Source organism: Arthrobacter sp. 9AX, from assembly GCF_902506095.1.
Classification (GTDB): Bacteria; Actinomycetota; Actinomycetes; order Actinomycetales; family Micrococcaceae; genus Arthrobacter.
Genome location: NZ_LR733293.1, coordinates 3,482,936 through 3,502,547 on the forward strand (window position 1 = coordinate 3,482,936; position 19,612 = coordinate 3,502,547).

Annotated in this window: 17 protein-coding genes; 11 read left to right on the forward strand and 6 right to left on the reverse strand. The window is 59.1% G+C overall.

Going from position 1 to position 19,612, the window contains the following annotated elements; genetic code table 11:
* Window positions 1-12: 12 nt before the first annotated feature.
* Window positions 13-1,059, reverse strand: a complete 1,047-nt coding sequence (locus BACI348_RS16095) for an acyltransferase family protein (RefSeq protein ID WP_328699974.1) — start codon at window positions 1,057-1,059, stop codon at window positions 13-15.
* 188 nt (window positions 1,060-1,247) lie between these two features.
* Between BACI348_RS16095 and BACI348_RS16100 the strand changes: the two genes are divergently transcribed.
* The 10 genes from BACI348_RS16100 to BACI348_RS16145 all read left to right on the forward strand — a co-directional run bounded on the left by BACI348_RS16100 (window position 1,248) and on the right by BACI348_RS16145 (window position 13,853).
* Complete coding sequence (locus BACI348_RS16100) at window positions 1,248-2,798, forward strand: tyrosine-protein kinase domain-containing protein (RefSeq protein WP_442858506.1); 1,551 nt, start codon at window positions 1,248-1,250, stop codon at window positions 2,796-2,798.
* A gap of 484 nt (window positions 2,799-3,282) precedes the next feature.
* Window positions 3,283-4,356 (forward strand): glycosyltransferase, encoded by a 1,074-nt coding sequence (locus tag BACI348_RS16105; protein WP_159827644.1) that lies wholly within the window; start codon window positions 3,283-3,285, stop codon window positions 4,354-4,356.
* Between the two features lie 71 nt (window positions 4,357-4,427).
* Window positions 4,428-5,627, forward strand: a complete 1,200-nt coding sequence (locus BACI348_RS16110) for a glycosyltransferase family protein (protein WP_159827646.1) — start codon at window positions 4,428-4,430, stop codon at window positions 5,625-5,627.
* Between the two features lie 2 nt (window positions 5,628-5,629).
* On the forward strand, window positions 5,630-6,724 hold the full coding sequence (locus BACI348_RS16115; RefSeq protein WP_236557723.1) for a glycosyltransferase family 4 protein: 1,095 nt from the start codon (window positions 5,630-5,632) through the stop codon (window positions 6,722-6,724).
* A 35-nt stretch (window positions 6,725-6,759) separates the two neighbouring features.
* Window positions 6,760-7,395, forward strand: a complete 636-nt coding sequence (locus BACI348_RS16120) for an acyltransferase (RefSeq protein ID WP_201298520.1) — start codon at window positions 6,760-6,762, stop codon at window positions 7,393-7,395.
* A gap of 90 nt (window positions 7,396-7,485) precedes the next feature.
* Window positions 7,486-8,781, forward strand: coding sequence for a flippase (locus BACI348_RS16125; protein ID WP_268892357.1), 1,296 nt, complete (start codon window positions 7,486-7,488; stop codon window positions 8,779-8,781).
* 188 nt (window positions 8,782-8,969) lie between these two features.
* Window positions 8,970-10,454, forward strand: a complete 1,485-nt coding sequence (locus BACI348_RS16130; protein ID WP_442858507.1) for a sugar transferase — start codon at window positions 8,970-8,972, stop codon at window positions 10,452-10,454.
* 534 nt (window positions 10,455-10,988) lie between these two features.
* On the forward strand, window positions 10,989-12,356 hold the full coding sequence (locus BACI348_RS16135) for a DUF4012 domain-containing protein (protein ID WP_236557595.1): 1,368 nt from the start codon (window positions 10,989-10,991) through the stop codon (window positions 12,354-12,356).
* 183 nt (window positions 12,357-12,539) lie between these two features.
* Window positions 12,540-13,136, forward strand: coding sequence for an LPXTG cell wall anchor domain-containing protein (locus tag BACI348_RS16140; RefSeq protein ID WP_159827658.1), 597 nt, complete (start codon window positions 12,540-12,542; stop codon window positions 13,134-13,136).
* Between the two features lie 318 nt (window positions 13,137-13,454).
* Window positions 13,455-13,853 carry a VanZ family protein gene (locus tag BACI348_RS16145; RefSeq protein WP_159827661.1) on the forward strand — a complete coding sequence of 133 codons (399 nt, stop codon included), beginning with the start codon at window positions 13,455-13,457 and terminating at the stop codon, window positions 13,851-13,853.
* A 17-nt stretch (window positions 13,854-13,870) separates the two neighbouring features.
* Here BACI348_RS16145 and galU read toward each other — a convergent pair whose 3' ends face one another.
* Window positions 13,871-14,761: a UTP--glucose-1-phosphate uridylyltransferase GalU gene (gene galU / locus BACI348_RS16150; protein ID WP_159827664.1), complete on the reverse strand. Its 891-nt coding sequence runs from the start codon at window positions 14,759-14,761 to the stop codon at window positions 13,871-13,873.
* 79 nt (window positions 14,762-14,840) lie between these two features.
* Window positions 14,841-15,635, reverse strand: coding sequence for a sigma-70 family RNA polymerase sigma factor (locus BACI348_RS16155; protein WP_159827667.1), 795 nt, complete (start codon window positions 15,633-15,635; stop codon window positions 14,841-14,843).
* A gap of 156 nt (window positions 15,636-15,791) precedes the next feature.
* Here BACI348_RS16155 and flgN point away from each other — a divergent pair, with 156 nt between their 5' ends.
* Complete coding sequence (gene flgN / locus BACI348_RS16160; RefSeq protein ID WP_159827670.1) at window positions 15,792-16,319, forward strand: flagellar export chaperone FlgN; 528 nt, start codon at window positions 15,792-15,794, stop codon at window positions 16,317-16,319.
* Between the two features lie 34 nt (window positions 16,320-16,353).
* On the opposite strand, the gene csrA is transcribed toward flgN, so the two are convergent.
* The 3 genes from csrA to BACI348_RS16175 are packed head-to-tail and all read right to left on the reverse strand — an operon-like array spanning window position 16,354 to window position 19,574.
* The gene (csrA, locus tag BACI348_RS16165; RefSeq protein ID WP_159827673.1) at window positions 16,354-16,587 is read right to left on the reverse strand and encodes a carbon storage regulator CsrA; all 234 of its coding nucleotides are present in this window, start codon (window positions 16,585-16,587) and stop codon (window positions 16,354-16,356) included.
* A gap of 4 nt (window positions 16,588-16,591) precedes the next feature.
* On the reverse strand, window positions 16,592-17,548 hold the full coding sequence (locus BACI348_RS16170; protein WP_159827676.1) for a hypothetical protein: 957 nt from the start codon (window positions 17,546-17,548) through the stop codon (window positions 16,592-16,594).
* A complete protein-coding gene (locus BACI348_RS16175) occupies window positions 17,526-19,574 on the reverse strand; it encodes a flagellar biosynthesis protein FlhA (protein ID WP_159827679.1) in 2,049 nt (682 codons plus the stop codon). Before BACI348_RS16175 ends, BACI348_RS16170 begins: the two co-directional genes overlap by 23 nt.
* Window positions 19,575-19,612: the final 38 nt, after the last annotated feature.

The following is a 19,612-nucleotide window of genomic DNA, read 5'->3' on the forward strand; positions in this document are numbered from 1 at the left end:
CGTGAATGAGTCTTACTTATCGCTGCGGCTACCCGCGGCCGTCCGATTCGTAACCCGGAACCAGGGCCGCCTCGGCCAGGCAAACAGAAGGTTGAGCAGGGAATCCCCCCGCGTCAAGGCGGTTGCTAACGCTCCGCTTCCAATTCCGACAAGGAGGACGAGTAGGACGACTACCACGGACGGGAGATCGGCCACAACGACTAGAAGCCGGACTGTCACAAACATGACTACGAAGTGGACTGTGTAGTACTTGATTGACTCTCGGCCGATTGCAGCAAGCCGTCTCGACGTAGCTGTGCCTTGTATTTTGCTCGCCAACCCAATCATCAGCAGGACACCCGCCACGGTGGACCAAACCCACACCGGGCTGTAACGGGCCTCACCTCCGAAAGCGGAGTAACTGAAAGATGCACCAGCGCCCGCAGCACAAGCGGCAAGGACCCACGCCTTCCCAACCCACCCGACAACTACGAGGGCCTTCTGATTTATTACATCGCCGATAATGAAGAACGCGAAAAGATACCAAAAGCGTTGGACATACTCATAGTCGTTCGCCAGCGCAGCCACAACAAGCGCCGCGAAGACCAGCGGTAACCGTGGTACTTGGCGCAAGGCGAGGGCAAGCAGGTAAAAGCACAGTATGTAAAGCAAGAACCACGTGTACGACTCCTGCCGCAAGACGCTGAGAAATAATCCTCCCGCATCTGGTTCGTTGCCTACGAACCATCTGCCAGCAACAACTACGGCAACGCTTATTAGAGTCCAAACTACGTAAGGCCACGCGATCATGCGGAGCTTGCCCATCGCGTAAGTGCGAGATCCCTTGTCCATGGAACTCCTAGCTAGCATTCCCGACAGGAGGACTAGAGTGGCCATGCGAAACGGACTCAGAGCTTCATTCGGTGCAGTAAGCCAACCAGGCGTGTCCGGTACGAAAGCTAGAGTCAGGTCGGTCGCGTGATAGGCCACGACCATGAGAATAGCGAAGCCCCGCAGGCTATCCATCCATTCAATTCTGTGCGCAGACAAAGATCGATTCCCCCCAGGACCACCAGACATGGATCACTTCAGTATCACTGGCGCGTCAAGTCAAACGCGCTTGACCCCGCAGCGAACCCCGTGAGCCAACCACCCCGCCCAACTCAAGAACACCCCAAAGCTGCCAACCTCTCCAACTCATCACCTCGCCACGTTGCGGCCGCATTGGAGTCGGGCGCAAAGGCTCCGGGTACAATTGCGATAACCGCATGAATGGTGCCGTTCTGGTGGGTGCCATCCGGCCGCCCCCGGCAAAAATACAGGGGGACCTAAGTTTGGATCTACGCGACTACCTGCGAATAGTCCGACGCAGCTGGATCTCAATTACGGCGCTTACGGCGCTGGGACTTCTGCTTGGAGGGGCCGCTTCCGTCCTAACTCCACCTACCTACACCTCTCACACACAGCTGTTCGTGGCCATACAAAGTTCCGGATCAATTTCCGAACTTCAGCAGGGAAACACGTTTAGCCAGGCGCGAGTGCAATCCTACGTGCGGACCGTAACAACTCCGGTGGTACTTCAGCCCGTCATCGATAGCTTGGGTCTTCAGGAGTCGCCCGTAGAGCTCGCTGGCAGGGTCCAGGCGAGCACCGATCTCAACACGGTCATCATCAACATTTCTGTAGATGACGGCTCTCCCGTCCAAGCAGCTGCCACAGCGCAAGCGGTAGCCAATAGCCTCATCAAGGCAGTGGACACACTCGAGAAACCAAGGGTCGGAGACGCGTCCCCCGTTAGCCTGTCCGTCATAACGCCAGCTTCCGCTCCAGTGGCGCCATCGGCTCCCAACACTCGTTTGAACCTTGCGCTAGGCCTTTTCATTGGAATCGCTTCAGGCTTGGGGCTCGCCGTCGCTAGAAACATTTTCGATACCCGCATCCGAGTCGAAGCCGACGTTCGCCGAGTCACTGATGCTGCTCTGCTCGGAGGTATTGCCTTCGACCAGGAAGCTACGGACAGGCCGCTTCTAACGCAATCTTCGGATCAAAGTCCGCGCGCCGAGTCTTTCCGCCAGATCAGAACAAACCTACAGTTCGCAAACGTCGCCGGCCGAGCTAGGACAATTCTTCTAACCTCCTCGCTGCCCGGTGAAGGCAAGAGCACGACGGCTACGAACTTAGCCATATCCCTCGCACAGGCAGGCCAGACCGTGTGTCTTATAGACGCAGATCTTCGACGGCCAATGGTGAGCGAGTATTTGGGACTAGAACGAAATGCTGGACTAACCACCGCCCTAGTCGGCGACGCTCACGTCGACGATTTGTTACAAGCTTGGGGCGACCACAACTTATTCGTTCTGACTTCTGGCCAGATACCACCTAACCCCAGTGAACTACTCGGGTCCGGAGCAATGAGCAGCCTTCTTAAGGGACTTGAAGCGGCCTTCGATGTTGTTGTGATTGACGCGCCTCCGCTGCTGCCTGTCACCGACGCCGCGGTATTGAGCCAACACGTCGGAGGCGTTGTATTGGTGGTCGGAGCCCAAAAGGCAAGGGAACAGGACCTCGGAAAGGCACTCCAAGCCCTCGAAATGGTAAATGCTAACCTTCTCGGAATCGTTGTTAATCGGCTACCTTCCAGGGGACCCGATGCTTATGCTTACAGCTATTACCGCCGCGAAGACGAGCCACCGAAGCCGCGGAACGAAAAGGCTGCAGCTGAAACTATTCGTCCCCGCAGTGAGCGGGTCGATGAATTTGATGAACTTTTAGCGCCTGCACCTCACCGTCCAGCACAAGCGTTCAGGCCGAGGTCGTAAGTATGCCTGGCCGATTGTGAGTTCAGACGTCCGCCGGCGTCTTTCGCTGGCCGTTCGTGGCTCGGCCCGAACACGGTCTTCGAATTGAAGGACGCAAAAATAACACTAGGGGGAAGCGAATTGAAAGTCTCCTCGCGTGGGCACCTACGCACGAGCGTCGCCTGTTGAATGCCACCAACCTCACCTCAAGGGCGACACTCGCTTCTGGGATCGCTCTGCCGGATTTGATTCGAGGCAATGCTTCACGCGCCTATGGTCTCCTCCCACTAGTACTGAGCACAGTCCATATGGACACGTACATCACATGACTCTTGCCTTTCATCGCAATTACAGTTGAAAAGTAAGGGTCTGGCATGGAAACGGGCAGGTTCAGGGCATTACTTCCTGTTAATTACGGTTACAGCTTTTTGGCTACTGGCGCTTTGTCGGCCCTGTCTAAGCCATGCGCGACCAAAGTTTTTGAAATGCTAAGGAAAAGTAGCTAGTGAAAATTGTAATTGCCCATGAGTGGCTAACGAACATAGCCGGCTCCGAAAAGGTGCTGCTCCAAATGGCGGCAGCCTTTCCAAATGCGGAAATAGTTGTCGGGGTTGCCAATCCAGAAGTTGCTAGCAGGGTGCTACCCGGCCGGGCAATACGTTCGCTACTCAACCCAAAGCTGCCTGGGATCCTCCGTAGATGGCAACATTATGCGCCCATACTCTGGCTGGCATGGCGGTTCTCTAAAATTGATGCAGACACTGTAATCGTAAGCAGCCATTTCGCGGCGCATCAAGCCCTTCACCGCGTATCCGGCAAAAGCGTTGTTTATTATCACACCCCCATGCGAATCGCCTGGAAGTTTGATATGGAAAAAACTCGCGTCCGGGCCCATACGGCTATGGTTCTCAAAATTCTCATCCCCGTGATGCAATATCTGGATCGTCTTCCGAGCAAGAAAGCGACAAAACGATTCGCAAATTCCACCGAGACACAGCGGCGTGTTCAGGACTTCTACGGTTGCGATGCTGAAGTTTTGCACCCTCCGATAGAGGTAGCCGCAGGGGATGCGGCCTCACCTGCGCATGCGGTCGCCCCATATTACCTCTGCTTTGGCAGGCTTGTAGACTACAAACGGATAGACCACGCCATTCTTGCCTGCAACAAGCTAGGGAGGCGACTGGTTATCGCCGGCGCCGGTCCGGCGGAAGAATTACTCCGTTCCATCTCCGGTCCCACGATCGAGTTTGTCGGACAGGTGGACGACAAAGAGAAGGGGCTGTGGTTGGCTAACGCCAGAGCTCTACTTTTTCCTGGGCTCGAGGACTTCGGGATTGTTCCAGTCGAGGCCATGACATATGGCACCCCAGTTGTGGCCCTCGGCCACGGGGGTGTGCTGGATACAGTGAATGAAAAGACCGGCATCTTGTACAAGTCTCGGGATCCGCGCGGGCTTGTTGAAGCAATTGAAGAATTTGAGCGTTCTACTTTCGATTCCAAAACAATAAAAGCTCATGCGGCAACCTTTAACGAAGAAAATTTTCGTTCGCGCCTAAAAGACGTCGTTACATCACTGTAAGCGGCGAACTGCTACGTTGGTGCACTTTTTGTTTCGTTTATACGCATTTGACTGATAGAGAGTGATTCTCCATGACTAATAACCGTTCTACCGTTTACTGCACGGTGGTCGCTCAGAATTATCTCCCCCAGGCGCTCGCGCTTCACAGCAGCATTCGCACCCACGCCCCCGAGACTGATCTCGTCATCATGGTTGTGGACGGCGATCGACAAGACCTAGAGAGCGATCAGGCAAAGTTGCGCGTCGTGGGTCTCGATTTTCTGCCCCTAGAGCGGAGGGAGGTTCACAACCTCACGACGATTTATGACGTCGTCGAATTTTCGACCTCCATCAAACCGTTGTTTTTCCTTGAACTGCTCAACGACTATGATCGCGTCGTCTACCTTGATCCGGACACGTTCCTGGTTGCTCCCCTCGCCGAACTCGATAGCGTTGTCGACGACCATGGAACCGTACTCACCCCACACTTCCTTCAGCCCATCGAGCCGGGCTCCGCAGTAATTTCGGAAGTGCACAGTCTGACAGTTGGTGTTCACAATCTGGGGTTTGGCGCTTTTAGCCAAAAAAGCCGCCCATTCCTGACCTGGTGGTGGTCCCACCTCCGCCGTGAGTGTCTTATTTATCCCCTGTTGTCCATCTTTGTGGATCAGAAATGGACTGACATTGGATCCGTCCTATTCAGTGCACACTCTTGGCGCCACGCGGGATACAACGTAGGCCCCTGGAATCTGCATGAAAGGGAAATAGTACAAAATCAAGGGCGCCTTGAAGTTGCTTCCTCCGGTGATCCTCTTCGGCTCGTTCATTTCAGCGGTTTCGACCCGTTGGATCCGGATGCAATCAGTGTCCGTCTTTCGGTCTCTCTGAAAGACGCTGTCGGAGTTAACGAGGAGTTCCGCAGCTTATCAAGAAGATATGCCGAAGCGGTCTTGACAGCGCAACAGCGACTTGGAGTTGCACCAGAGTATGGTTACGCTCGCGACACGTCGGGCCGTTTGCTGTCCAAACGCCTCAGGAAGACCTACCGTAGTGAGCTACTTCAGAATGCCGACGTTGTATTGCCGAGCCCGTTCTTGGTGGAAGAACGAAAACATTTTGAGGATTGGCGCCGCAAAGCGCTTATTCGTAGCTTCAAAGTCACGTGTGCTGACCTAGCATTGGCTGCCAAGTATGCGCTCCCGGACGAGTTCCAGTTCGTCAAGAAGCGTTTGCCGGGGCTTGCATCGAACTTGCGCGGGAACCTCCTCGAGTCCTCCAAGGTGCGACGTTGAAGATGGACCTGCTTTTCGATGGACGCCACCTTCGGGCTAGTGGTATCGGCATCTACTCCCGCGAGCAGATTAAACACCTTGCCCCTTGGGCCAAGGACCAAGGTGTGCGGGTTGCGGTCCTCGGTGTACCTAAGGAACTTGGAACCGGCCATGACCTAGAAATAGTGCCAACGGACTCCACCCGAGCTCCAATGTACTCGTTACGGGAACAGTTGGTCCTGGCCAAATCGCTCGCTAGGACACGGCCAAAAGCGTTTTGGACGCCGCACTATCCCTACCCCGCTTTTTCAACCACCAAGACTTTCGTGACGGTCCATGATGTTCTGCATGCGCTGCCTCCCTCGGATGGAGGCGCCGGGGGCATCAAGGGAACGTACGCAAAGAAGATGCTGCGAGTCTCATTGAGCCGTAGTACGGGCGTCTTCGTTCCTTCTGAAGCAACTAGATCCGAAATTGCAAGGCTCTTTGGCCCCACAGACAAGCTGCATGTCGCGCCGATGCGTATTGACAGTGGCTGGTTTCAAGATGCGCCACAGAGCACACCCCCCAGGGGCCTTCCGAAGGATTATTTGCTCTTCGTTGGCAATGTGAAGAAGCACAAAAATTTGGTCGGTCTCCTTGATGCGTTCGTCCGGATAAAGGACGCGATACCGGGCGATCTTGTGTTGGCTGGTGGAGCGGCCAATGTGAAGCACCAAGATGACGAAGTTTTCAAGCGCCTGAAGATGCTTGGCAATCGCGTTCATTTATTGGGCAATCTGTCGTTCAAGGAGTTGAGGGACGCAATTGCAGGCGCGACATGCCTCGTCATGCCCTCTTTCTACGAGGGAGTCGGTCTTCCGCCTTTAGAGGCCATGGCCGTGGGCACACCTGTTGTAGCATCTGACATTCCCTCCCTTCGGGAAACCTGCGGTGACGCCGTCAAGTACTTCCGGCCCGCCGACACATCTGACATGGCATCCGCGTTACTGGAAGTACTCCAAACACCGAAATTGAGGGAATCCTTGTCACTTCGCGGCCGTATTCAGGTTATGACTCGAGAATCCACTATTGACCCGTTGTTACCGCTTAAGATAATCAGTGATCGCTGCTTATAGCATTATGCACTCTAGGAGGTAACGTGATTAACCAGATGCGTCGCGCGGCAAGCCGAGACGGAATTGGAATTGGCGGTGCACGACTTGTAGTTAGAGTCGTCACAAAAACAATTGCTAGACTAAATGCCAGAGCACACGGCATTAGCGGGCGACTGCCCGTCGGCAGCCAGGTTGCCGGCTTACGCGGTATCTCGATAGAACCTGACTTCCAGGCTCACGGGCCTGTTTGGATAGAAGCGATACATGACTACGGCGAGGAGTCCTTCCGTCCGAAAATTACGATCGGTGCGCGTTTTAGGGCCTCGGACAGGCTACACATCTCGGCCATCGGCAAGGTCAGCATTGGTGATGATTGTCTTGTTGGATCATCGGTATTTATAGGAGATCACGCGCACGGTTCCTACAGGGTGAGCCCAGCAAGTGACCCAAGGTCCGCTCCGGCATCCCGGCCGCTGGGAAGCCAAGGTGACGTGCATATCGGGGCGAACTGCTGGATAGGCGACAATGTAACCATCGTCGGACCCGTCACCATCGGGGATGGGGCCGTAGTGGCGGCTAATTCTGTTGTGACCAGGGATATACCACCGATGCGCATCGTTGCTGGCGTTCCAGCACGCGTTGTTAAGGCCTACCAGGAAACTTCCAAAAGTTGGGTGCCAGCAAACGCATAAGACGGGAAATCGCGATCCGGATTCTTTTCCCAGGTCGCAAGACGATCACCGTCACGAATACTTTTACAAAATGGATAGGTAACGTCAATCATGCAGACGCCGGACGAACTCCACCCTGTAGGGCGCAGTGAAGTGCGACGCGATAGAGCTGCTCTGCGCAGGTCACCGGCGAAAACGCGGAAAAGCATAGGCCTTCTCTTGCTGATCCAGGTTTCAGCCTTGGCCGTTCCGTTGGCAACGATGCCCTTCCTAACGCGCGTTCTAGGCCCTTCAGCCTGGGGGAATCTCGCTGCTATACAAGCTCTGGCAGTCACTTTGTCCATCGTAGTTGAGTATGGTTACCAGTACACGGCCACTCGGTCGGTCAGCCTCGTTCGTGAATCTCGGGAAAAAGTGAACGCCATCATCGGCAATGTCTTTGGTGCGAAAATAGCCCTTAGCCTGGTCGCGGCGCTGATAGCAGTTTGTGTGTACTTCATGGTTCCGTCATTCCAAGAATCGGGCGTACTTTTCCTTGTTGGGGTCTTCCATGCCGTCGTCCTAGGATGGTCGCCTTTGTGGTACTTCCAGGCAATGGAGCGACTCGAAGGTGCAGCGGCCGTAGATGTGACTTCGAAGGTGATAAGTGCGCTTTGCATATTCATCGCAGTACGGGACCCCGACGATGGTGTGTTGGTTCTCGGAGCACAGGCGGCCCTAACCGCCGTTGCAACCTCATGGAATATGTTTCGGATGACACGTGAAGCGGGGCTCCCAACCGTCCAAGTACGAGGTGTTGGAAAGTCCTTAATTGAAGGATTTCCCTTGTTCCTCTACCGCGCCGTCGTGACAATTTACGCTGCGGGGAGCACCGCCGTCCTGCGCGGGATGTCGACCAGCGTCGAGACTGGGAACTACGCCAATGCGGATCGGCTTACCTCGGCAGCCAAAAGTTTAATCGTCCCGATAGGTCAGGTCATGTTCCCTAAAATCAGCCGCCTTCATGCGGAAAACCCGATGCACGCCAAGAGGCTTATGATGACAAGCTTGGCCGGGGTGACCATCCCCTTCTTGCTAGCCGCCGTGGCTGGTATTTTTCTCTCGCCGTGGCTCCTCCCCCTTTTCTTCGGGCCTGACTACACTGCTACCATTCCCATTTTCCAAGTCCTTTGCCTTACTCTGCCCCTTGTTGCCGCAAGTAACGTCCTCGGCATCCAATGGATGCTGGCTAGAGGACAGGAAAAAGCGTTTAACATCTTAGTGGTCTCAAGTGCCCTTGGAAGCATCACCAGTATGTTGATTCTTGTCCCGCAATTCGGGGGCGTGGGCATGGCATGGTCCGTAATAGTTGCCGAGGGGTTACTCGTCTTGACAATGATTTTGTATGCAGCATTTAGTCGCAAATAGTGGGCTCTCAGGCACTTTGGCTCCAACGCCCCGGCCCGCGAAGGACTGCTCCTAGTGGCCCCACTGGACCGCTATGAGGATGGTCATTAAGCAGTGAAAATATTCTTCCGCCCATCTCGGGTGCCTAACGGTCCCTGCTGTCAAGGGGTACCATCTGTAGCGAAGTCTGGGGAAATCAAGGAGTGTACGTGGGGACCGTAGGGCAAAAGGGCGAGGGCCTGTCCAAAATTGCAACGAAACCAAGCAAGAAATGGCGTTCGCAGTACTCACGTCGCCTTCGCGTTATAGATGCCGGGGTAGTGACCTGGGCAGTAGCCGGGGCATTTGGCGTTAGATTCGGGTTTTCGGACCTTGATACAGACAGCCGCAGGGATGTGGACTACCTCTTGCTGTCGGTAGCTCTCACTATCGCTTGGTGGTTCATGCTTGAATTTTGGGGTTCTCGTGAACCTACCATTCTCGGCTCGGGCTCGGAGGAGTACAAGCGTGTGTTGGCTTCCTCGGCGTGGTTGTTCGGCTTCGTAGCGATAGTCTCTTACGCCCTGCGGATCGATACCGCTAGGGGCTTCGTCGGCCTTGCGTTCCCGGCGGGAGCATTAGGACTTTTGGCGGCGCGATGGATCGTTCGCCAGCACCTAGCCCTTGAGCGAAGCCGGGGCAAAAGCGCGTCAAAGGTCCTCATCATCGGAGGCCCTTATTCTGCGGCCCATCTGGTACGGTCCCTGCGAAGCGACCCAACTGCGGGTTATATCCCTACAGCTGTCCACCTCCCTGGCAGTCTCGTTTCAAACTCGGTACTAGCAGATCTCGATATCCCCATCACTGGCACGGAAAGCGATCTACGCGCCATCTTGGGGGTTATTGAAGAGGCGGAAGTAGATGCGGTCGCTATATCTGCGGGTGTGGGAATGAACCCTGAAGACTTGCGAAAACTCGGATGGGAACTCGCAGCACGAGAAATTGGCATGATTCTGGCCCCAGCTCTCACTGACGTGGCTGGTCCCCGCATACACACGCAGCCCGTCGCAGGCCTCCCACTCATCCATGTTTCGACGCCCAAGTTGACTGGTGGCAAGAAGGTGGCAAAACGAACGTTTGACATAACTTTTTCGAGTTTACTGATGATACTCCTCAGCCCCGTCTTTATCGCCGTGGCGTTGGGTGTCAAGCTGACGAGCCCAGGGCCGGTCTTCTATCAGCAGGAGCGTATCGGCCTCAGAGGAACAACTTTTAAGATGCTGAAGTTTCGATCCATGAAAGTCGATGCCGACTCGCAGTTGGGTGCTCTTCTTCGGAGCCAAGGCACTGAAGGCAAGCCGCTTTTCAAAGTCGAGAATGATCCGCGGATAACGCCAATCGGTAAGGTATTGCGCAAATTTTCACTGGACGAACTCCCTCAGTTGCTGAATGTCTTTGGCGGAAGCATGAGCCTAGTGGGCCCGCGGCCTCAGCGTGAGGGGGAAGTTGCATTGTACGATGATGCCGCCCATAGGAGGCTTTACGTCAGCCCTGGTATGAGTGGGCTATGGCAAGTAAGTGGCCGCTCAAACCTCACTTGGGAGGAGAGCATCCGGCTTGATTTGTATTATGTCGAAAACTGGTCACTTATGGGCGACATAGTCATACTTTTCAAAACATTCAGGGCCGTATTCGCAAGCACCGGCGCGTTCTGACAAGGACAACTCAAACCGTGAAACCTGACGAAAGTTAACATGGAAGCAAAACCGCCCAGCTCCAAAAAGAATCGTCGCAAGAACCATAATCAGGTAAGAACTAAGGATAAACGTCGCCGTGTAGGCATGACTAGTGCTCTAATAGGGCTCGCTGTCCTGTGCGCAGCCGGAGCATCGGTTTGGCTCTATAGCACGGCTACAACAATCAAAACCGAGCTGCGGGCAGCCCAGGAGCTTGTGCCCCGTTTGCAAACTGAAGTACTTAGGAATGACATCAAGTCATTAGGCAACACGGTTAGGGATGTCCAGAGACATACAACTAACGCCCGGAACGCCGCGAACAGTCCCGTCTGGACAGTAGCGGCTACTCTGCCTTGGATAGGTCCTAACATCGAGGCAACGACGGAAGTAGCCACAGCCGCTGACGACGTTGCGACCTTGGGAGCGACGCCACTCGTGAACGCAATACAGTCCTTAGACTGGGCTTCTTTGATTCCAAGCGGCGGGGCTGTAGACGTTGCAGGGATAAGCAGCATGGAGTCCACTATTACTTCGGCTGCCTACGCCGTAAGTTCGTCTCACGATCGCCTGGAAGATATTGAAACCGCGGGTCTGTGGAGTCAAGTTAGCGAGCCCTTGAGTGCAGCTAGGGAGGAACTTCGGTCACTGCGAGGCGGTCTTACCGCAGCTGCGACAGTTGCGTCGCTGGCACCGCCAATGCTGGCAGAGGACAGCACCCGTCATTACCTGCTGATGATCCAAAACAGTGCGGAATCGCGGGCATCTGGCGGCATCCCAGGCGCTTTAGCCGTCTTACAAGTCGAAAACGGGCGCTTGTCCTTGGGCGACCAAGTTAGTTCCGGTGGTCTGGACGTGATGATTCCCCCCTTGGCTGTAGACACTGAACAAGTACAGATCTATTCGAGCCGCCTGGGGAAATTTGTCCAGGACGTCAATCTCACGCCCGATTTTCCTACTGCTGCAGCAACTGCTCAGTCCATGTGGAAGAGCAAGACCGGACTCACTGTGGACGGGGTGATTTCAGTTGACCCGATAGCGCTATCCTATATCCTCGAAGCAACCGGGCCGGTGGGCTACGCGGACGCCCAACTTGCTCAGCTCGCCGATGTAGGGCTGCCAAAGGAACTTACTAGCGCGAACGTTGTCAAAACGTTGCTCTCCGATGTTTATTCAGCGGTCGAGGAACCGGCTTTGCAAGACGCCTACTTTGCCGGCGTAGCACGAGAAATTTTTGCCGCCCTTTCAGCTGGTAGAGGAGAGGCGAAGGGAATGGTTTCTGGCATATCGCGTGGCGCCGAGGAAGGCCGAGTTCTCCTCTGGTCGAGCAGGGTCGAAGAGCAAGAGCAAATAGCTCGCTATGCCCTCAGCGGTTCCATATCAGGACCAAGCGTCTCTCCGGGCCAATTTGGCGTGTACTTCAACGACGGAACCGGTGCAAAAATGGACTACTACGTGAAACGCACCGTCCAACTCGTCAAAGAATGTCCCCATGACGGCTACGCCGAAACAACCGTACGTATCACCAGTACGAACACGGCGCCATCTGACGCAGCCGATTACTTGCCGGCATATGTCACCGGCGCTGGCAACTTCGGAGTGCCACCGGGATCAGTACAGACAAATACTGTTGCGTACGGTCCAGTGCAGGCCAACGTCGAAACGGCCAAGATCGACGGTCAGAACGCGGAGTTCGCTCCCTACCGGCATCGTGACAGGCCAGTAGGTGTTATAGCGGTCCGGCTAGCCCCGGGGGAAAGTAAGACGGTGGAGTTCACATTCGGCAAGATAGTGCAACATAGTGAACCTAACATCGTTGTCACACCAACCGTTCAGCCTGTAACTGATGTGATTTTGCCCACAGAGAATGCATCCTGTGGGTAGTCTCCGCCGGCAGCAAGTTAACATTTTGTAAACCGTCTAGATTCACGTTGGTCAGCACCCCCGGAAGATGGTAGCTTTCTTTTGGGATATCTATCCGTAGTTCTGCACTTAGGTCTCGTGCGGAGGGGAATAGTCCCCAAGAATCGGGTACAACAAAAACTTAAAACGTCTCCGGGGGGACATATGAAGAAAACGCTCGCAGCACTCGCACTGGCAGGTTCACTGGCACTCGTAGGTAGTGCACCGGCCATGGCGGCAGGCAACTACCCGCCGCTTCCGCCGGCGGCAGGTGTAAACGACGGCACGGTAACTCCGGGCCAGACCTTCACCTTCACGGCACAGGGATTCCTTCCCGGCGAAACCGTAACCATCACCATCACCATCACCACAACGGGCGCCGCAAACGCCGGCGGCACTGCAGTATCGGCAAGAATCCCTGTCTACCAGGCACCGCAGACCGTCACTGCAACGGCTGACCTGCAGGGCAAGATCTCTGTCCCGCTCGCCATCAACGAGCCGGGCACCTACTCCATCACGGCTACGGGCAACACGTCCCAGCGGACTGTGGGACCGGTTTTCGTTACCGTTGCGGCTGCCCTGGCCAACACCGGTTCCACCACCGGCGGCGCTCCGCTGGCCAACACCGGTGCGGGCCTGGCCAACACCGGCGCTGACTCCGGCCTGGTCCTCTGGACTCTGGTTGGCGCGGGCGCACTGGCCGCAGGCGCAACCTCGGTGGTAGTTGTTCGCCGCCGTGCAAAGTCAGAGGTAGCTGCCTAGCAGCATCGCTTCACAGCACCAAAGAAGGTGGGTGTTCTCCGGAAACGGAGACACCCACCTTCTGCATTTAAGGCTTCGACAGGCTCAACCAACGATTTGTGGTATTTATTAGGGCTATGGGGAGACATTGGCGCAAAACACCAAGAGAGTTCGATTTTTCGGTACCCCTCCCCCGCCCGCAGGTGCTTTCCTACACCCTGCTGGGGATCCTGGCAGTTGCCGCCCTAGGGATCGCTGCAATCGCGTTGCTACGGACCATGTGAGGGCATCGTGAGGCATATCCTCCACCCACGGCTTTGGCGGGTCATCCTGAGCGCCATGCTGATTCCGCTGGCCTTCATCGCCTTCTGGCCGACACCGGTGGACCAGCCCGTTCAAGGCCAGCTCGCCACCATCCTGCAATTCCTGCACCGGCACGGGTTTCCCCGCTGGTTCAATTACAAATTTGTGGAAGCCGCTGCAAATGTAGCCCTGTTCATCCCTGTTGGTTTTGTAAGCACCCTCGCGTTTCCCGATAAGACCTGGTGGCGAATCAGTGCATTTGGATTGATAATTTCCTGCTGCATGGAACTGGGCCAGCTCTTGTTTCTTCACAACCGTTTCGCAACCCCGCAAGACATTGTCACAAACGCGTGCGGTGCCGTCATCGGTGCTCTCCTGGCCGCGGCAACCCTCAAAAAACTACAGGCCCGCCGCCTCTCGGCAGCGGACCTGTAGCAGGTGGCTACTTCGGCCTAGTTGACGAAGCCCTTCATCCAGGTCTTCAGGTCCTCACCGAACTCCACCCGTTCAGAGGCGAGCGTGATGACGGCCTTGAGGTAGCTCAGCTTGTCGCCCGTGTCGTACCGGCGGCCCTTGAATACCACCCCGTACACGCCTGAGCCCTCGCCCTCGCCGGCCGCGAGGGTCTGCAGGGCGTCGGTCAGTTGGATCTCGCCGCCGCGGCCCGGCGCCGTCTTCTCGAGGACGCCGAACACGGACGGGTGCAGCACGTAACGGCCGATCACAGCAAGGTTGGACGGTGCGTCCGCCACGGACGGCTTCTCCACCAGGCTGTTGACCCGGACGTAGTCCTCGCCCTCCACCGGTGTGATGTCCGCGCAGCCGTAAGCGCTGATCTGGGACGGATCCACCTCAATCAGGGCGATCACCGAACCGCCGGTCTTCTGCTGCACCTCCATCATGGTGCTCAGCAGGTCCTCGTCCTCATCAATGAGGTCATCGCCCAGCAGCACGGCGAACGGTTCCTTGCCCACGTGCTGGCTGGCGCACAGCACCGCGTGGCCAAGGCCCCTGGCCTCACCCTGGCGGACATAGTGGATGGGCCCCAGCTCCGAGGCGTACTGCACGGACTCCAGGCGGTCCTTATCGCCCTTCAGCTCCAGCGCACGCTCCAGGCCCGGCTCGCGGTCAAAATGGTCCTCCAGGGAGCGTTTGTTACGCCCCGTGATCATCAGCAGATCGGTGAGGCCGGACTTCACGGCTTCCTCCACGACGTACTGGATGGCCGGCCTGTCCACGACCGGCAGCATTTCCTTCGGCATTGCCTTGGTGGCGGGCAGGAAGCGAGTTCCCAATCCGGCAGCAGGAATGACGGCTTTGGTGATAGCTCTCCCCATAGTCATAGCTGAACCTTACAAATGTGAATGGACTAATGGCAATCGGAAGGTTTCGACAGGCTCAACCACCGCGGGGCCGAAAGGCCTACGCAGAGAGGACGGGGCGGGTGATGCCGCCGGCGGTGGCGGTGCCCATCTGCGTCATGTAGTCATTCCGGCGCCTGGCGTTGATGCGGGATTCCGGCGTGTAGGCCTGGTCCGGCTCATCAGCGTAGTGGGCGGCCAGGCCGTCCCGCATCAGCCGGATGGCTTCGGCCCGCTGCTGCGACACCGCGGCATGGGTGGAGCCGAGCTCGGCGGCCAGTTCCTTCACCGTGCGCCCGGCCAGATAGATCTCTTCGACGACGTAGCGCATCTTCGCCGGCAGGGCTGTGACGGCGGCGCGCAGGTACTGTACGCGTTCGTCCGCCAGGACCGAGTGTTCCGGCGACGCCGTTTCCGCCGCGAACGTCTCCACCACCACATCGTCCAGGGGCGACAGGGTGCGGGCGGCATCGGCCAGGGCGGCTTCCACCGTGCTGCGCTCCACGCCCAGCGCCGCGGCCATCTCCTCCACCGTGGGGTTCCTGCCCAGGACACCGCGCAGGGTCTCCTCCACGGCCATGGTTTCCTTGATGCGTTTGCGGGCCGAGCGGGTGGCCCAGTCATTGGCGCGCATCTCATCCGCGAAGGCACCGATGATACGCCGGCGGGCAAAGGCACCGAACGGGACACCCAGTGCGGGATCAAAGGATTCGGCGGAAGTGATCAAGGCTATTGAACCTACCGAGGCAAGATCATCACGCGACAAATGCGTGGCTTTGGCGCACACTTCGGAGACCAGGTAGCCCACCAGCGGCAGATGCTGAAGGACCAACTCGTTGCGTTGATCGCGGTTCAATACAGTCCCCCCATGAGACCTAATTCGTGGTGCTGACTCGCAGCGCTGATGCGAACAATATCACTTGTTTTCAGCTTGACGTGTACGCTCGTGCCAAAGGTGATATGGACGCGCCGCGCAGCAGGGGTTGAAGCACTTTACGGGACGGAGAAAAGCATGGGGGCAGACGAGCTTTCGGCGTCCCTGTGGCGCGAAAGGCGGCAACTGGAACTGCTGCTGTTCCGCCTGGAAACCCAGCTCCTGCACCTCAACGCCGATGATCTCCAGTGGCTCCCCTTCACCGCAGCGGACCTCGAATCGGTCCTGGAAAGCCTCCGCTTCGAAACCCTCGCCCGGCACGTGGAGGCGGCCGCCCTCGCCGCCGAATGGGGGGCGCCTGCCGAAGCCACGCTCCCCGTCCTGGCGGCGGCGGCACCGGCAGGAAGCTGGGGTGCACTGCTGCAGGAGCACGGGCATGAAATGACTGGTCTCCTGGGCCGGACCCGTTCAGCCCGGGAGGCGAACCTCGGGGCCCTCGCCTCCGCGTTGGAAGGCATCACCCGGGAGGCGGAGGCAGCAGCCATGTCGCCCGAGCCCGCCGATGAACTGGCACTCCTGGCGCAACGGGCCGCCGCGGAGCGCGCCCTTGCCGTGGTACAGGACTGCGCACAGCCGTTGGTGGAAGAGTTCCTGGGCCTGGCCTAACGGAGCCGGCTCCGCGGGCACCGGCGCAACCCGGTCAGCCCGCCGGCGGCAGGAAAGCCTTCAGCAGCTCTTCGGCCTCCGGGCCGGCCTGGGCGGCTGCGAGGTTGGCGGCGGCGATGGCTTCCACCACTTCGCTGCGCTGGATGGTCACCCCGCGCGGCGCCTCGATCCCGATCCGCACGCCATCGCCGCGCCCCTCCATGACGGTGATGACAATGTCATCACCGATCATGATTTTCTCGCCCGGCTTGCGCGTCAGAACCAACATGTTCTCAATGTACCTTTCTGCCGTCCTGCCAGCCGACCGGCAGGCCCAGGCCCTCCACCGTGCCGGGGCTCAGGGTCTCCTCCGACCCCACCACGGCGAGGGCGTCCACCGGCACCTTGTCCCGCAGTGCGCCCAGCCATGCCGCCGTGTCCTCGGCCTTCCTGCGGGCGTCCACCACCGCCCACACCTGGTCCGGGGAAAGGCTGGAGATCAGCTGCGCGTGGCCGGCGGCGTCCCGCGGACGCCCCAGGCCGAAGGCCAGCAGCACCGTCTGCCCGCTGGCCACCGCCCCTGCCCGCGCTGCCGTTGCGCCGTGCCGGTCCGGGACGTGCAGGTGCCCGAAGGCGGTGAAGCCCCCGGCGGTGCGCACATCGCAGCCGCCGGCGGCCAGGGACATCTCCAGGGCCGGACCCAGCGCATCATCTCCAAGCCCCAGCAGCAGGACCAAATCCCCTGCCCCGGCAAGCGGGGCAGGCGCCCTCGCCGGTCCGGTCACCTTGGGCTGCGGGGAACGTTCGACGGCGGGCGGCAAGGAGCCGTATTCGTGGCCCAGCTGCTCCAGCAGTCCCGCAAAATCCGCCCTCCCGGTGGACACGGGAACCGCCGCGGAAACAGGCTGCGCGGCCGGGCCCGCCACCAGGACAGTCCCGGGGCCGCCATGGAGGCGAAGTTCGCTGGCGTCGGCCTGCTCAAGAAGCGCGGCAATGGCCGGCCGGTGCAGCCCGGGGTGCGTGGCCTGCACCAGCCCGGCAGCCGCCGTCGGGCCTTCCAACGGCGCTGCCGGTGGATCCTCCGGGACTTCCACCGTGGCTTCGAAGCGGTTCGCCGCGAAGAGGCCGGCGATGCCGGGGTTGGTCACCTTCTCCGCCGCCACGATCCTGGCGCCCGCCCCGTACTGGGCCTCCGCCTTCTCGCGGATGGCTTCGAGCGAGGAACCCTTAAGCCTGAATTGCCTCGGCATGCCGGACCACCCCCACGGTTTCGATCCCCACGTTCGCGGACGTCACTTCGCGGTAGGACAGAACCTGCACACCGCCGTCGGGCGATGCCACCAGCCGCCGGACGGCCGGGCGGAGGGCGGGCGCGCACACCAGCACCGGTTGCCGGCCTGCCGCGGCCGCGGACTCCAAGGACTGCTTGACCGAGCTGAGCACGGCGTCGAGCCGCGCCTGGTTCATCACAATCTGGGTGCCGCCCTCGCCGGGGCGCAGGTCTTCCAGCATGGACTGCTCCAGCAGCGGGTCGATCATGATCACGTGGAGCACTCCCCCGTCCAGGAACCTGGCCGCGAGCGCCGGTCCCAGCGACTGCCGGGCCGCCTCGATCAGGGCCTCCGGGTCCGTGGAAGCCTTCGCGCGCAGCGCCAGTGCCTCGTAGATGCGCGGCAAATCGTTAATGGGCACCTGTTCCTCCAGCAGGCCCTGCAGCACGCGCTGGATTTCGGCCAGGGACAGCAACCCCGGCGTGAGTTCCTCCACCGCGGCGGGGCTCTGCTTCCGGACCCCCTCGGTGAGGACGCGGACATCCTCGCGGGAGAGCAGCCGCGCGGCGTTGGCCGAGACGATGGAGGACAGGTGTGTGACCAGCACGGACACGCGGTCGATCACCGTGGCGCCCGTCATTTCGGCGCTGTGCCGCATCTCCGACGGGATCCATTTGCCAGCCAGGCCGAACACCGGCTCCACCGTGGAGGCGCCCGGGAGCGCGTCCAGGAAGTCTCCCAGGGCCAGCATCCGGCCGGCCGGCGCGGTGCCGCGGCCAGCCTCCACCCCGGCGATGCGGATGGCGTAGGTGGCCGGCGGCAGTTCCACGCTGTCCCGGGTGCGGACCGGCGGAATGACCAGTCCCAGGTCCATGGCGATCTTGTGCCGCAGGGACCGGACCCGGGCCAGCAGGTCATCGGAGGCTCCCGAGACGATGTCCACCAGGTCAGGGGCCAGCAGGATCTCCACGGGGTGCACCCGCATGTCCTCCAGGAGCCGTTCGTTGGGGTCCTCCTCTGGCGTGAGGGCGGCCTGTTCTTCGGCGGCCTGGGCATCCGCCGTGGTCTTCTGCTGCGCGGCCAGGCGCCGGGAGGCGAACAGCAGCAGCCCGCCCACCACCATGAACGGCAGGATGGGCATGCCCGGGATGAGGGCCATGGCCAGCGCCGCCAGGCCGGCAATCAGCAGGGCGTTGGGCGACTGGGTGAGCTGCGAGGACGCGGTTTTACCCATGTCCTCCTCGGCGTTGGACCGGGTGACGATCATGCCGGTGGACACCGCCATGAGCAGTGCCGGGATCTGGGTGACCAGCCCGTCGCCCATGGTCAGCAGGCCGAAAGTGTTCAGGGCTTCGCCCACCTCCATGCCGCGCTGGAGCACACCGATGGCGATCCCGCCCAGGAAGTTGATGATGATAATGATGATGCCGGCAATGGCATCGCCCTTTACGAACTTGGACGCACCGTCCATGGCGCCGTAGAAATCGGCCTCCGCCGAGACCTCGGCCCTGCGCTTGCGGGCCTGGGCATCGGTGATCAGGCCGGCGTTGAGGTCCGCATCGATGGCCATCTGCTTGCCGGGCATGGCGTCCAGGGTGAACCTGGCGCCCACCTCGGCCACCCGCTCGGCGCCCTTGGTGACCACCACGAACTGGATGACCACCAGGATCAGGAACACCACGGCGCCGATGATCATGGAACCGCCCACGGTGACGTGGCCGAAGGCCTCGATCACCTGCCCCGCGTAGCCCTGGCCCAGCACAAGGCGGGTGGACGCCACATTGATGCCCAGCCGGAACAGGGTGGCCACCAGGAGCAGCGAGGGAAACACGGAGAAGTCCAGCGGCTTCTTCACGAACATGCTGGTGAGCAGGACCAGGAGCGCCAGGAGGATGTTGCAGACAATCAGGAAGTCCAGCAGCGGCGCCGGAACCGGGACCACCAGCAGCAGCACGATGCCCACGATCCCCACCGGCACGGCCAGCCTGCCAAGTCGCTTGTTCATGCGGTGGTCCTTCCGGGGCTTCTGCGGGCGGGTCTGTT

Coding starts and splice junctions, on each gene's coding strand:
- BACI348_RS16125 (WP_268892357.1), top strand. CDS start 7,486: ATGCAGACGCCGGACGAACTCCACCCTGTAGGGCGCAGTGAAGTGCGA.
- BACI348_RS16175 (WP_159827679.1), bottom strand. CDS start 19,574: ATGAACAAGCGACTTGGCAGGCTGGCCGTGCCGGTGGGGATCGTGGGC.
- BACI348_RS16145 (WP_159827661.1), top strand. CDS start 13,455: ATGCTGATTCCGCTGGCCTTCATCGCCTTCTGGCCGACACCGGTGGAC.
- BACI348_RS16095 (WP_328699974.1), bottom strand. CDS start 1,059: ATGTCTGGTGGTCCTGGGGGGAATCGATCTTTGTCTGCGCACAGAATT.
- BACI348_RS16140 (WP_159827658.1), top strand. CDS start 12,540: ATGAAGAAAACGCTCGCAGCACTCGCACTGGCAGGTTCACTGGCACTC.
- BACI348_RS16115 (WP_236557723.1), top strand. CDS start 5,630: ATGGACCTGCTTTTCGATGGACGCCACCTTCGGGCTAGTGGTATCGGC.
- csrA (WP_159827673.1), bottom strand. CDS start 16,587: ATGTTGGTTCTGACGCGCAAGCCGGGCGAGAAAATCATGATCGGTGAT.
- BACI348_RS16170 (WP_159827676.1), bottom strand. CDS start 17,548: ATGCCGAGGCAATTCAGGCTTAAGGGTTCCTCGCTCGAAGCCATCCGC.
- BACI348_RS16135 (WP_236557595.1), top strand. CDS start 10,989: ATGGAGTCCACTATTACTTCGGCTGCCTACGCCGTAAGTTCGTCTCAC.
- flgN (WP_159827670.1), top strand. CDS start 15,792: ATGGGGGCAGACGAGCTTTCGGCGTCCCTGTGGCGCGAAAGGCGGCAA.
- BACI348_RS16110 (WP_159827646.1), top strand. CDS start 4,428: ATGACTAATAACCGTTCTACCGTTTACTGCACGGTGGTCGCTCAGAAT.
- galU (WP_159827664.1), bottom strand. CDS start 14,761: ATGACTATGGGGAGAGCTATCACCAAAGCCGTCATTCCTGCTGCCGGA.
- BACI348_RS16120 (WP_201298520.1), top strand. CDS start 6,760: ATGCGTCGCGCGGCAAGCCGAGACGGAATTGGAATTGGCGGTGCACGA.
- BACI348_RS16100 (WP_442858506.1), top strand. CDS start 1,248: ATGAATGGTGCCGTTCTGGTGGGTGCCATCCGGCCGCCCCCGGCAAAA.